Here is a 12680-nt window from a genome sequence, read left to right as displayed (position 1 = left end):
ATCAGTTCGGAAGATCCGTGGGGGTGAAGCTCGGCGCTTTCGGCTTGCCGATCTCTGGGAGCGCTCCCTCGCCGCGGTCGATCCGCCCCAGCATGTCGATGAAGGCGTCTTCCAGATTCCGCTGCTCCTTGTGGAATTCCACGATCTTGAGCCCGTCCTTCACCATTCGCGCCAGCACATCCGCCGCCCGGCCCGGCTCGTCCGCCTCGATCCGGATCCGCCCGCCGGCCTTGCGGGATTCCAGGAATTCCACGTTCGGGTTCACCACGCACCAGTCGGCCACTGACTGGGGATCTCCAATCACCTGCACATCGTAAAGGAGGCCGCCATGGGCATCAGTGCCCTGTTTGAGTGTTTCGGCATCGCCATGGTGTACGATCCGGCCGCCGTTAACGAATAGCAGCGAGTCGCACATCTCACCCAGTTCCGAGAGGATATGGGAGGAGATGAAGATCGTCTTCCCCTCCTGCGCCAGCACCCGGATCAAGTGCTTCAGCTCCACCCGTGCCTTCGGGTCCAGACCCGCGGCGGGTTCATCCATGATCAGCACCTGTGGATCATGCAGCAGCGCGCGTCCCAGACACAACCGCTGGGTCATCCCCTTCGAAAGCTTGTTAGAGAAACGCTCCGCCAGCGGGATCAGGTCGGTGAATTCCATCACTTCCTGCACCCGCGTCTTCCGCTCCTTACCGGAGTAGCCGAATGCCCGGGCGTAGAAGTCCAGGTACTCCATCACCGTCATGTGCTCGTAGTTGCCGAAGTGGTCCGGCATCCAACCGATCAATCGTCGCACTTCCTCCGGGTGGTGCACCACGTTGATCCCGCAGATCTCGGCCACTCCCATCGTCGGGTAGTCGAGCGAGGCGAGAATCCGCATCGTCGTCGTCTTACCCGCCCCGTTCGCTCCCACGAACCCGCACACCGATCCGTGCGGGATCTCGAAGCTGATCCCGTTCACCGCCTTGAGCTGGCCGAAGTAACGGTAGAGGTTATGGACTTTGATTGCGGGTGCGGCAGACATCGGGGAAAAGTTCCAAGTAAGAAGTAACAAGTGCCAAGTCGGGGAGACTTCAGGGAAGAGCGACGGGGCCGGTGATGAAGGTCTTCGTCTCCTTCCACTCGATCCCCTTGAACGTATCGATACCCGGCGCTGCGGCACTAACAGCGATGAAATGCCGGTCGCCTCGTTCAAGCGGTGAAAGCTTCGACAGTGCCTCTTTACTCCTCGTCGAGAGCTTCGACTTCGCCTCGTTCACGAAGCTCAGCACCTCGGTGGGTTGCACTTGGCGCGGCTCGAAAGCTTTGCCGCGCTCGATGTTCTCGGCGCACCAGTAAACATCCGAGCTGTCGCGGTAGTAGATTTTCTCGATCGGGAAATCGAAGGTGGAGATCAGCGAGGGCGGGCCGGACGTGCTTCGCAGCTCGATCCGTCCGCGCGTCGGCACGATCGCCCGCACCAGCTGCCCCTGCTCCGAGCGGCTCTGAAACCAATCGCCATCCACCTCCAGCTTGTTGTCCCGCAGGTTCGCCTCATAGCGCATCCCGCCGCCGTTGTTCCGGTCGGTCAGGCGGCTCCATTGGGAGGACGCGAGCGGCACCGGTGTGATCGCCGCCGGCTCGCCCACTCCGAACCCGCCCCCGAGCAGCACCCCGGTCCGGCTCACCTGCTCTTGGAAGATATACGCCGAGTTCTCCCCGTCGTCCGGCCGGACCTCCATCAGCGCCACCCGCGCCCCACGACCGCCGAAGCCGTCGATCACGATGATCAGCACCACTAGCAGCAAGCTCGTCCCCAGCGCGATGATGGGCGTGGTGATGAACAAGCGATGACGCTGGCCCGACTTCGCGAAGACAAAGAGGTTCACCGGTCCCACCAGCACGCCGAAGCCGATCAGGATCAGGATGAAGAGCATGTAATTGTACCCCTCGTTGCCGAAGTCGATCTGCAGCGGCCAGCTCGAGCTGAAGTCTCCCCGGATCGCGGAGTTCAGCGGTGGCAGATTGTCCTTCGACTTGAAGCGGGCGATCATCTCGTCCGCCTGATCCGTGGAGAAACTCAGGCTTCCCCCCGCCGGCACGATGCTCACGCTGCCGAAGCTCCGCTGCGCGCTCTTCTGCCCGGACGCCAGATTGCTGATGCCGAGCGTCGCCAGATCGGAATTCGCCGATTGGGCATAGATCACGATCTGTCCTCCCAGCCGGTTCCAGCGCAGGATCGCATTCCGCGCTCCGGGCGAGAGCAGTCCCCAATCGCCGTCGGTCATCCCGATCCCGTCGTAGCCGCTGTAGGCTCGCCAGTCCTCCGGCATCTCCCGCGGGTCGAACTTTCCGGCGAAGTTGATCGCGCCGTAACCGGACGAACGTCCCGAACTGCTCAACTGCGAGTCCAGCGTGGACGCGTTCGGCGTATAGAGCGGCTCGCTCAGCAGCACCGCGGGCTGGTCGTGCAGATAGCTGCCCGAGACCGATCCGGAGTTCGCCCCGAACGACCCGCTCATCGTCACGGTCACATTCGTGGTCCCTAGGGACGCGTAGCCGTAGTTGAGCAGCGTGTTGCAGGGGATCAGGATGTCATGTTTGGTGGATTTTCCGGCCGGCGCATCCAGCTTGTAGGAGGAGTTCATCTCGCTCCCTTCGCCGCCATAGTTGCCGTCGTTGGCCACGCAGCGCAGCGTGATATCGCCATCCTGCTCGCCGGCGTTCGTCACCGTTACCCGCACCGGCAGGAAGCCGCCGGGCGAGGGTCGGCTGAAGAGCGCAACCGCCTCCACCCGCGTGTTCGATTTCGGATCGGGCTGCTGCTGGAAGAGGGTCTCCTGAGCCGCAAGAGGCGCGGCAAAGAGCAGGGCGGCGAGAAGGGCGCGCGATGGCATGGGTGAGGGCGAAGGGTCTCAGGCCGTGGTAGCAGGCTTCAGGGTCTTGGGCGTGGCGTTGCCTTGGAAGGGAATCTCCTCGATCAGGCTGCGCACGATGTCGTTGTTTGTCAGCCCCTCCACCCGCGCATTGTATTCCAGCACGATCCGGTGGCGCAGCACCGACGGCGCCACGAAGCGCACGTCTTCAAAGGAGGCATGGGGCCGCTCGTTCATCAGCGCCCGGGCCTTCGCCGCGGAGGCCAGCGAGAGCGCCGCACGCGGGCTCGCGCCGTAGCGGATGCCCCGGGCCGCGTTGCTCTGACCCGGATGGGTGCCATCCACCAGGCGGGCGATGTAGTTCGCCACCACGTCCGGCAGATAGATCCGGCGCACCAGGTTCAGCACATCCTCGAGCGTCGATTGATCCATGATCGCTTCCACCACCGGTTCGGTGCCCAGCTCACGCTGAGTCACGATCCGCTCCAGCGTGGAGACATTGTTGCGCGTCACTTCCAGCTTGAAGAGGAAGCGGTCGAGCTGCGCCTCGGGGAGGGGATAGGTGCCCTCCAGCTCGATCGGGTTCTGCGTCGCCAGCACGAAAAAAGGGCGGGGGAGCTCATGCGTCTCGCCCAGCACCGTTACCCGCCGCTCCTGCATTGCTTCCAGCAGCGCGGACTGCGTCTTGGGTGAGGCCCGGTTGATCTCGTCCGCCAGCACGATGTTCGTGAACAACGGCCCCGGCTGGAAGACGAAGGCCCGGCGGCCGTCCACCTCCTGTAGCACCGGGTTGCCCGTGATGTCACCCGGCAGCAGGTCCGGTGTGAACTGCACCCGCTTCGTGCCCAGACGCAGGCTCTTGGACAGACCCTTCACCAGTTCGGTCTTGCCGAGCCCCGGCAGGCCTTCCAGCAGGATATGGCCGCGTGCAAGGACTCCGGTCAGCACAAGCTCAATCAGTTCCTCTTGCCCGAAGAGGACCTGGTTGAGCGCGGCGGACAGCGAGCGAACATGCTTCCCGGCGGCGGCGACTTCGGTTTCGGAGGCGTATTCCATGTGATCTGGGGTTCTAACGATTGCAACCCTTGGGGATGTAGCGGAAATCCGCATGAAGTTGCCATGAAAAATCCGCCGCATTCTTGGAATGTCGCTAGATCTTCGCGTCCTTGCCCTCCCTCCCGGAACCGGTATAGAAGCGGAACATGGCAAATGGATACTACGAACTGAAGAAGGGGGCCTCCGGCAAATTCAGCTTTGTCCTCAAGGCCGGTAACCACGAGGTCATTCTCACCAGCCAGAGTTATGATTCCAAAGCCTCCACCGAGGGCGGGATCGACTCCGTTCGTAGGCACGGCCCGGAGGCCAAGAACTTCGAAAAGAAAAGCTCCTCCGCCTCCCAGCCCTACTTTGTCCTGAAGTCCTCGAACGGTCAGATCGTCGGCACTAGCGAGATGTATTCCTCCGAGTCCGCCCGCGACAATGGCATCGCCTCGGTCCAAACCAACAGCCCGAGCACCACGATCAAGGACTCCACCGCCGCGTGACCGCCCGGGCCGCCCACGGGGCTGTAACAAAAAAGCTTAGGACGCCCCAAGATGGGGACTCCTCAAGATCCCCGCGGCGAGTTCGTTTCTCCAAAGCCCGAAGGGCGGAAAGGAGAAGGCTTCGGACACATCAAGATCCCTTAGGAGTGTTCGTTGCTCCAAAGCCCCAAAGGGGCGGCAAGGAGATAGCCCGGGGTAAGCGCAGCGCAACCCCGGGTAAGCCCGCCAAGCCACCGTGCTCTGAAGGAGCACCAGGAGGCGGCTGCGTTATTCCGTCCCGGCTTTCGAGATCGGGTATCATGTGACCTTGGTGATGCGAATCAACCGGCAATGGATTCACTCCATGCCTGAAAGAAATCCGTAAATCCGTCGGAATCCGTACAATCCGTCGCTACTGTCCGAAGCCATCCCCAAGTCACCTCATTGAGTTTCCAAGCCCGGTGACGCCTCGTCCATCATCCTCACTCGAAGAACTTTTTCAGAGCCTTCTGCTCCTCCGGATCCAGCGCGTCCTTCCACACCCGGTCGCCACCTGCGCCGGTCGCGCCCGCGGCACCGCCTGCCTGCGGCCCTACCGCAGACTTGTCCACGTCGTGCTCGCCGTCCTGAAGCTGAAGCAGGTCACCCGGCATTGCCCTTGAAAGATCTTTGGACTCCACGCCTTCCAGCGCGCCGATGTCCACCTTGTCACCCTCCTTGCCCAGTACGCCGGGGGCATGGCCGGGACCGCGCTGTACGCCGCCCTTGCCTGCGCCTTCCTTCTCCTGATCGCCCTCGCCCTCGCCTTCGCCATTGCCTTGGCCGTCCAGCAGCTCGTCCGACCATTCGTCACCCTTGCCGCCGCCTTGGCAGTCCTTGCAGGCTTGGCAGGCCTTCTTCATGCCTTCCTTGAGCTGCTGCATTTGCTCAGGGCTCAGCTTGCCGAGATCGTTGGGATCCAGACCTTTCAGTTGCTCCAGCAGCTTCTGGTTCGGCTTCAGCGCGCCGTTCTGAAGCCCTTGCAGGGCTTGGTCGAATTGGTTCAGCAGCTTCTCCTTCTCCGCCGCAGGCATGCCGCCCGCATTCTTCTCCAGGCTTTCCAGCGCCTTGTCCGCACGACCCATCTCCCGGTCCAGCTTCTCCACCGCGGCGGAGTGCTCCTTCTTGAGCGTGTCCGTCGCTTCCAGCGAGGAGTGGCTGAACCATTCCTCTTCTTCCTGCGCCTTCAGCTCCTCAAGCTTCTTCTTCATCTCCTCAATGTAGGCCTCATCGATCACTTCTTCCTGATCGAGACGCTCGAGGTCGCTTTCCAAATTCTTCCAAGCTTGCGGCTGGTCGAGATGTTCCCCGTCGCCGGCCGTCCGTGCCGATACCGGGATCAGCAGGCCCGCCGCCAGGAAGGCAAGGGCGGCTACCGGCGGCACCAGCACCCGCTTCCACTCCCAGTCCACACCGGCATCCACCTTCGGCGGCATCTCAGGCCACGGGGCCACCCCGGCATTCGCGGCCGAAAGCGCGTTGCGCAGCCTCATCGACGCCTCGATCCGCACCATCGATTGCTCCGGTTTCTCAAATCGTCTCCGCGCCACCAGCCAGGCGATCCCGCCCAGCACCGCCACCACGCCGCCCGCCGCGGCCCATAGCACCCATGGCTGCGATTCCGGCAGCTCCCGCCGTACCAGCAGCAGCACGCAGGCCCCCACCAGCCCAACCGTCACCAGTGGTACCGAGGCTGTCTCGATCCACCATCCCAGGTTGATCTTTCTCGCCACGACCGCAGCCTGACGGTTCCAAGCCGCACGGAGCTTTTCGGAGGATGTTTGCATGATGCGCTGTCCATACTAACGCCGCCGCCCCGCTTCGCGATGCGAAAAATCGGTGAATTTCCCGCCCGCAATCCTCCCGAGATTTCGGCCCCCTTCGCGCCCCTGATGCCTTGGCGCTTATCTTTTACCCCTCCGCCCTCTTCAGCGACCGCTGACCGGGCGGCAGAACCATTGGATCCCATTCGCGTCAATTGGCGTCCATTCGCGGTTCTCGAATCTAAATGCGGTTGTCCTGCTTCCCCCCGAATCCGCCATCGACAATCCCCGATCCGCAATCCGCAATCTCCCCGTGTTCGGCGAGCTCCTCTCCACGGCCCTGTTCCGCGAAACCCGCGGTGCCGGTTTCTTCCGTGTGCTCGCCGGAAAGAACGCCCCGTTTTATGTCGATGTTCTTGATACTCTGGAGCGCGAGACCTCGGAACGCGCCGAGGGAGTGGCCCGGGAGGAAGCCATCGCCCTGATCGCCGAAACCCTCGAACGCCACCCCGGCCTGGAGTTCGACCCCGATCCCGAATTCGACGACAGCACGCCACGCGAAACCCGCGAGCGCGCCCGTCTCCTCTTGGAGCAGCTCCTCAAATACCGCTGGCTGGAGGAGCCGCCGCGCCGCGACTGGCGCCGCAAGATCCACTTTGACGCCCACGGTGCCACCCTCATCACCGCCCTGCGGAAGATTGCTTGGCCGGATGCCGCCGTCTTCACCGACAAGCTCGTCGGCGTTTGCGCCATGCTCGCCGATGAAATCGAGCTCGCGGAGCGCCCTTGGCAGACGGTCGAGAACTGCCTGTCGAGCGTCCGCGAGGGCCTGAACGAGCTGCGCTCGATGCAGAAGTCCGTCCAGCGCTTCACCCGCCGCCAGTTGGAGGAGGAGACGCTTCAGGGGAATCTCTCCGTGGTCTTCGACGACTATTCCGAGCAGATGTCCCACTCCTGCTACGCGGCCTTGGTCCGTTCGCGTCTGCCCCTGCGTCTGCCGGAAGCCGTCCGCCGTATCGCAGATCGTCTTGCGGCGGATGGCGGCGCGCTCGCGGAGATGCAGACGGAAGTGCTCCGCCGCCATCCGGAGATGGGCGCGGATGTTGCCCGCGCGAAAGTCCATCAGGCACTCGATGAACTCTCGGAGCTTCTTGAGCGCGTCTTGCCGATGGCCGATGAGATCGACCGCCGCACCGCCGATTTCACCCGCCGCTCGCTCGCCCGCTTCCGCTACTTGCAGGACGTCACCGGGGAGCGCCGAACCGAGCTGAAGGGCTTCTTTGAGCAGGTGAACCGCCTCGCCGCGGGCAAGCGCCTATCCCAGCTCTCCGGCGCGCTCCCGGATCTCCCGGATCTTTTGCTCCCGGCCGTGAAGCTTCCGGCGGGGCTTGATTCTCTCCACACGCCACCCCTCCGCCGCACCCCGGTGGAGCAAGAGGCTTTCGAGGACAGCGTGGTCGATAGCGACCGCCAGGCCGGGCTCCGCGATATGGAGCGAGCCCTTCGTGAGACCCTCTCGGTCCAGCGCGCGAATGCCTTCGTGAAATCCCTGCCGGGCGGGAAAGGGGACCGCATCGAAAGCCATGAACTCGCGGTCGAGGGGGATCGCGGCCTCACCGATCTCATCTCGCTCCTGCTTCACTCGGAGTCCGCCGAAGCCCGCTACCGGCTCGAAGTACGACGCGTCTCGGAGGAAAACGAACCACCTCCCGTGGACACCTTGCAGGACTGCCGCATCGAACGTTTCGCCATTATCAAGAAGTGACCGATCCCTCTCCAGATTCCGCCTTCGTGGAAGACGCGCCGAAGGGCCTCCTCAGCCTCCCGGAACAGGAGCGCGAGCGCTTGTCGGAGGCCCTGCAAGAGCTGCTCGCCTCAGGCTCCATCAATGGCCTCGAGCCCTCGCAGACTGCCCTCTATCACTGGTGTCGGCAGTATCTTGAATGGCTGCAGGAAATCGCCGCCCTCTCCGGTTTGGATGTGGCTCTTCTCCATGAAGAGCGCCTCGTGCAGGCCACGCCCCGCATCGCTTCGCTGCGTCTTCGTCTGCGGCAGGATGCCACCTTGGTCTGGCTCGCCCTCTGGTATGCGGCGGATGTCCGCTGGCGGGACGAGGGGCAGGACCAGGCTTTCCTCTCGGTCGCGGAGTTGAATGATCTCCTGCAGGACCAGCTCCTTCCGGATGCCACGGCCGTCATCCCGCGCGCCCGTCTCCGTGAGATCCTACGCCAGGCCGTGAAGTTCAATCTGGTCCGTCTTGAGGCCGCGGAGCCCTTCGAGGAATCCGGTATCGAGATCCTCCCCGCCATCCGCCGCGTCATTCCCTTCCGAGATCTCGCCGCTTGGGCGGAAACCGCCGCCGCTTTCGGGCGGGTCGAAAAGCCCGCCGATGCGGTGGAAGAAGAGCTTCAAGCTGTCGAAGAAGAATCATGAGCCGCGCCATCCGTCTCTCAAAGCTCCATGCCCTGAATTGGTATGGCTATCGCGATTCCCTTGAGGTTAAGGGGAATCTCGTCCTCGCCGGGGTCACGGGTTCGGGGAAGTCCATCCTCATGGACCTCCTCATGCTCGTGCTGGTCGGCCCGGAGCGCGCTCGCCATCACTTCAACCGCAGCGCCACCGGCTCGAAGAGCGACCGCACCATCAAGGGCTATTGCCTACTCGATACGAAGCGCGAGGAGAACGGTCAGCCCCAGTACTTCCATGACAAGGGCGTGACCACCTACGTCGCCGCCGAGTTCACCTGGCCGGATGGCTCGCGGGTCGAGACATGGGGGCTGCGTTTCGAGTATCGCGGCACCGAGGAGAGCGATGGCGTGACCACTGCCTTCTACTGCCCGGCCTCGCTGGAGCGCTCGGACTTCCTCAGTGATTCGGAGGACGGCAAGCAGCGCCCCAGCCCTCTCGCGCACTTCAAGCGCATGATCGATTCGAAGGGCGGGCGCTTCTTCGTCTCGCCGCGCGAGTACTTGCGCGACATGGCGAATCCCTCGCACCTCAATTTCAATAAGGATGTCCTGCATCGCCTGCTGCCGAGCGCGATGTCCTTTACGAACTTGAAGAGCTTCGATGACTTCTGCCGCCAGTTCGTGCTCCCCGCGGAGGCCGTGCCGGTGGATGACGTGATCTCCAGCTTCCGCGACTTCCAGGCCTACGAGCGGGAGTTGCGCGAACTCCGCGCCCAGTTGGACCGCCTGCTTCGCATCCGTGATCTCGCCGCCATCCTGCTTGAGTCCGAGCGCGATCAGTTGGTCGCTTCCTTTCTGGCCTCGGAATTCGGCTGGAAGCATGCCGCTCAGGAGTTGGCGGAGAACGAGGAGAAACTGGAGCGCCTCAAGGAGGAGAACCGGGGCGACGAACAGCGCTTGGTCGAATTGGCGGAGATGACGGAAGAAACAGGCCGCCGTCGCGAAAGCCTCCTCTCGCTTCTCAACGAGTCCTCGGACGGTCGGCTCTACAAGAAGCTGGTGGATGACATCGGCAAGCTGGAGAACGAGATCGAACGCCTCCGCAACTCGGCGGCGAAGATCGATACCGGCATCGGCAAGCGCCTGAAGACTGCCCGTTCGTGGATGGAGGATATCGGCAAACTACCGCTCCAGCCCTTTGTCGATACCACCCGCATGGAGGATGCTCTGGAGCTGCTGGGAAGCTGCGAGCGCAATGAATCTGCAAACTCGCTCTCGATCCTCGCCGATGCCGCGGACGATCTCTGCCGCGGTGTCCGCCAGCGCTTCTCGAAGGATGCGGAGGAACTCCGCCGCCTGCGCGCGGAGAAGTCGGAACTGGATGCCCAGATCGATTTGCTCAAGCGCGGTGTCTCGCCCGGCCCCCAGCCGCTTCTCGCCGCTCTGAAGGAAAGCCTGCCCATCCTTCCCGGGGAAGCCCCGCCGCGCGCCTTGCGCGAGCTTTGCGAGGTGGATGATGAAAATTGGCGCAATGCCGCCGAAGTCGCCTTTGAAGAGAAGTTCTCCGTGTTGGTGTCCCCGGCGCATTACGAACAGGCCTTGGAGCTTCTTCATTTGCTCCCCGCTGCCGATCTGGTGAGGGCAGGCACCCAGCGCTTGATCGATGCCGGAGCCATGCTCGCCTCGAAGCCCGTGCGGAAGAAGGGCTCGCTGGCGGAAGTGCTACGCACCTCGGAGCCCGCCGCGCGTGCCTGCATCGATCATCTCTTCGGTGAGGTGATCCGCATCTCCTCGCCCCTCGAACTTTCCTCCCACGCTTCCGCCATCCTCCCGGATGGCTTGCTCAAGCGCGGCGGGACGGTGCTCCGTCACGCTCCCTACAATGGAACTCCCTTCATCGGTGAGGAAGGCTTGAAGCGTCAGCTCGAACTCAAGCGCGCGCGCTTGGGCGAGATCGAGGCGGCCCTGCGTCGCTTGGAGCCCTTGGAGCAGGAGATCGAACGCCTCGTCGCCGCGCGTCAGAAGGAGCTTCCGGATCATCAGGATCTCGCCAAGCAGCTTTGGGAGGTCGAAGCCTTGCCGAAGAAGCAGTCGGAGCACGAACAGCTCATGGAGCAGCTGCAGGCCATTGCGACCGATGAGTTCGATCGTCTCGGCGATGAGATCGAGGAACTCAAGCAGAGGGCCGCTGGCTGGGAGCAGGAGAAAGTGGCCATACTGCGCAAGGGACGGATCTCGGAGATCCAGCGTCTGGAAAACGATCTCAAGGGCTATCGCGAAACCGCCAATCGTCGCGAGGAGGACTTCTCCCGTACCAAGCTGCGGATCGACATCTACCGCCACCATGACCGCTACCTCTCTTGGAAGGAGGAAGCCTCCAGCTACACCCCGGCTTTGGATGTGCTGGCTCGCGAGTTCACCAAGGCCGCCGCTGCCGCCGAGATCAAGGCCACGACGACCAAGGGTGACCTGAAGGTGGCCATGCTCGATTTTAAGAAGACCTTCCATCCGAAGTTCGACGACCTGCCGGAGGACGGCTCCGATGCCGAACCCTACGAGCGCCGTCTCGCGGTGATCGAGGAGGCGAACATCCCCGACTACGAGAAGAAGTCCGCCACCGAGCGCAAGCGCTGGGAATCGCTCTTCCGCACCCAGGTACTCAGCCGCATGCAGCAGGCTCTGAAGAACGTGGAGAACATCATCTCGCTGCTCAACCAGCAGCTCAAGAGCCCCATCGGCCACGACCGCTATAAGATCGAGCGCAAGCCCAACCCGGACTTCAAGATCTACCGCGAGCTTATCGATCTCAATGCCCTCCACCACGAGGACGAGCTCTTCTTCGCCAGCATGAGCGGCGAGCTTAAGGACGCTCTCGAGGCCTTCCTTGGCATTCTCGTGAAGAACGCTGGCAGCCCGGAAGCCGCTCGCCTGTTAGACTACCGCCAGTACTTCGACTACGACCTCTACGTCACCGATATCCGCGATCCGGATGCCAAGCCCGTCAGCGTGGACAAGCAGAGCGGCAAGATGAGCGGCGGCGAGAACCAGAGCCCCTACTTCGTCGCCATCCTCGCCAGCTACCTCCATGCCTACAACCGCCACGAGCGTCGCCGCAAGGAACCCTCCCTCGGCCTCGTCCCCATCGACGAAGCCTTCTCCAAACTCTCCGGCGAGCGTATCCAGAACTGCATCCAGGCCATGAGCGAACTGGATCTCCAGGGCATGTTCTCCATGTCCAGCGGTAACATCCCTTACGCCTTCAACCAGTGCGACCAGCTCATCATCATCTCCCGCAAGGAAGAGCGCAGGGGCAATCGCATCGGCGTTCGCAACGTCCCCGTCGTCCTTTTCCGCGACAGCCCCGAAGGCCGCCGCTGGATCGAAGAGCGCGAAGCCCAATCCTAACCCGGGAGCGCGGGCTGGGAGCGCGGAGCCTCCGGCCCGCAGAAGCCACCCTAACAGCTGCCTCACCCCAAGCCTCGAAGAAAGCTCGCAATAGGAGAAAGCCTAGCCCGTAAGCCTCCTCTTCTCTTCTTCTCCCCGCTCTCCGCTCTCCGCTCTCCGCTCTCCGCTCTCCGCTCTCCGCTCCTACTCTGTCCGCCATCCTCCATCACCTCGCCGTAATCTATCGTCGTTCCGCCGCCGGCATCCGGAACGCTGCGAGAGACTACACCCTCGACTACGAAGCCTTCCTCCGCGCCGCCAATCTCCACGACGGCGATGAGCGCGAAACCGCCGAGCAAGAACTCCTCCTCGCCGAGCAATTCTCGAACGGTCTTTTCCGCATCGACCGCCACCCTCGCAGCGGCCAGCCCCAAGTCCTTCGCCTCGCCCGCGAGGGTGGGGAAGCATGGCTCTTTTCGCGCATCAACGAGCCATCGCCCGCCTCCATCCGCGAGTCGGTCTCCGTTTTCTTCCTCAATGCCGCATCGCAGGCCCCGGAACCCTGGGCCGCTTCTTGGTCCGAATGCTTCACCGGCCTCTCCACCCGTGCCCTCTCCGGGGCAAGCATCCTTCCCTTCAAACTCGACGACCCCGCTGCCAACGAAACCCTCCTTGCGACCCTCCGCGGCGTCATCGCTTGGCAAGGCGAGT

At 63.1% G+C, this 12680-nt stretch carries 9 protein-coding genes; 4 read left to right on the top strand and 5 right to left on the bottom strand.

The genetic code is table 11. The annotated features are described in order from the left end of the window. Position 1 precedes the first annotated feature (1 nt). Genes OJ996_RS17380 through OJ996_RS17370 form a run of 3 tightly spaced genes read right to left on the bottom strand, consistent with a single transcriptional unit; the run spans position 2 to position 3908 of the window. The gene (locus tag OJ996_RS17380; protein ID WP_264514908.1) at positions 2–1021 is read right to left on the bottom strand and encodes an ABC transporter ATP-binding protein; all 1020 of its coding nucleotides are present in this window, start codon (positions 1019–1021) and stop codon (positions 2–4) included. 49 nt (positions 1022–1070) lie between these two features. Continuing rightward, positions 1071–2873: a hypothetical protein gene (locus tag OJ996_RS17375; RefSeq protein ID WP_264514907.1), complete on the bottom strand. Its 1803-nt coding sequence runs from the start codon at positions 2871–2873 to the stop codon at positions 1071–1073. A gap of 18 nt (positions 2874–2891) precedes the next feature. Then, complete coding sequence (locus tag OJ996_RS17370; protein WP_264514906.1) at positions 2892–3908, bottom strand: AAA family ATPase; 1017 nt, start codon at positions 3906–3908, stop codon at positions 2892–2894. A gap of 146 nt (positions 3909–4054) precedes the next feature. Here OJ996_RS17370 and OJ996_RS17365 point away from each other — a divergent pair, with 146 nt between their 5' ends. Next, the gene (locus OJ996_RS17365; protein WP_264514905.1) at positions 4055–4396 is read left to right on the top strand and encodes a YegP family protein; all 342 of its coding nucleotides are present in this window, start codon (positions 4055–4057) and stop codon (positions 4394–4396) included. A gap of 461 nt (positions 4397–4857) precedes the next feature. On the opposite strand, the gene OJ996_RS17360 is transcribed toward OJ996_RS17365, so the two are convergent. Further along, complete coding sequence (locus OJ996_RS17360; RefSeq protein ID WP_264514904.1) at positions 4858–6201, bottom strand: hypothetical protein; 1344 nt, start codon at positions 6199–6201, stop codon at positions 4858–4860. A 289-nt stretch (positions 6202–6490) separates the two neighbouring features. Here OJ996_RS17360 and OJ996_RS17355 point away from each other — a divergent pair, with 289 nt between their 5' ends. From OJ996_RS17355 to OJ996_RS17345, 3 genes are read left to right on the top strand one after another with little or no spacing between them, the layout of a single operon-like run. Further along, the gene (locus OJ996_RS17355; protein WP_264514903.1) at positions 6491–7942 is read left to right on the top strand and encodes a Wadjet anti-phage system protein JetA family protein; all 1452 of its coding nucleotides are present in this window, start codon (positions 6491–6493) and stop codon (positions 7940–7942) included. Beyond that, positions 7939–8610 (top strand): DUF4194 domain-containing protein, encoded by a 672-nt coding sequence (locus OJ996_RS17350; protein WP_264514902.1) that lies wholly within the window; start codon positions 7939–7941, stop codon positions 8608–8610. The genes OJ996_RS17355 and OJ996_RS17350 overlap by 4 nt, the downstream gene beginning before the upstream one ends. Continuing rightward, positions 8607–11990 carry an SbcC/MukB-like Walker B domain-containing protein gene (locus tag OJ996_RS17345; RefSeq protein WP_264514901.1) on the top strand — a complete coding sequence of 1128 codons (3384 nt, stop codon included), beginning with the start codon at positions 8607–8609 and terminating at the stop codon, positions 11988–11990. Before OJ996_RS17350 ends, OJ996_RS17345 begins: the two co-directional genes overlap by 4 nt. A gap of 62 nt (positions 11991–12052) precedes the next feature. On the opposite strand, the gene OJ996_RS17340 is transcribed toward OJ996_RS17345, so the two are convergent. Beyond that, a complete protein-coding gene (locus tag OJ996_RS17340; RefSeq protein ID WP_264514900.1) occupies positions 12053–12673 on the bottom strand; it encodes a hypothetical protein in 621 nt (206 codons plus the stop codon). Between the last annotated feature and the right edge of the window lie 7 nt (positions 12674–12680).

The sequence above is a fragment of the Luteolibacter rhizosphaerae genome (genome assembly GCF_025950095.1).
Classification (GTDB): Bacteria; Verrucomicrobiota; Verrucomicrobiia; order Verrucomicrobiales; family Akkermansiaceae; genus Haloferula; species Haloferula rhizosphaerae.
This window is presented reverse-complemented; position numbering and strand designations above follow the sequence as displayed.

Bases quoted from the DNA above. Each gene is read 5' to 3' on its own strand.
- OJ996_RS17370 (WP_264514906.1), bottom strand. From the start codon at position 3,908: ATGGAATACGCCTCCGAAACCGAAGTCGCCGCCGCCGGGAAGCATGTT.
- OJ996_RS17360 (WP_264514904.1), bottom strand. From the start codon at position 6,201: ATGCAAACATCCTCCGAAAAGCTCCGTGCGGCTTGGAACCGTCAGGCT.
- OJ996_RS17375 (WP_264514907.1), bottom strand. From the start codon at position 2,873: ATGCCATCGCGCGCCCTTCTCGCCGCCCTGCTCTTTGCCGCGCCTCTT.
- OJ996_RS17365 (WP_264514905.1), top strand. From the start codon at position 4,055: ATGGCAAATGGATACTACGAACTGAAGAAGGGGGCCTCCGGCAAATTC.
- OJ996_RS17380 (WP_264514908.1), bottom strand. From the start codon at position 1,021: ATGTCTGCCGCACCCGCAATCAAAGTCCATAACCTCTACCGTTACTTC.
- OJ996_RS17345 (WP_264514901.1), top strand. From the start codon at position 8,607: ATGAGCCGCGCCATCCGTCTCTCAAAGCTCCATGCCCTGAATTGGTAT.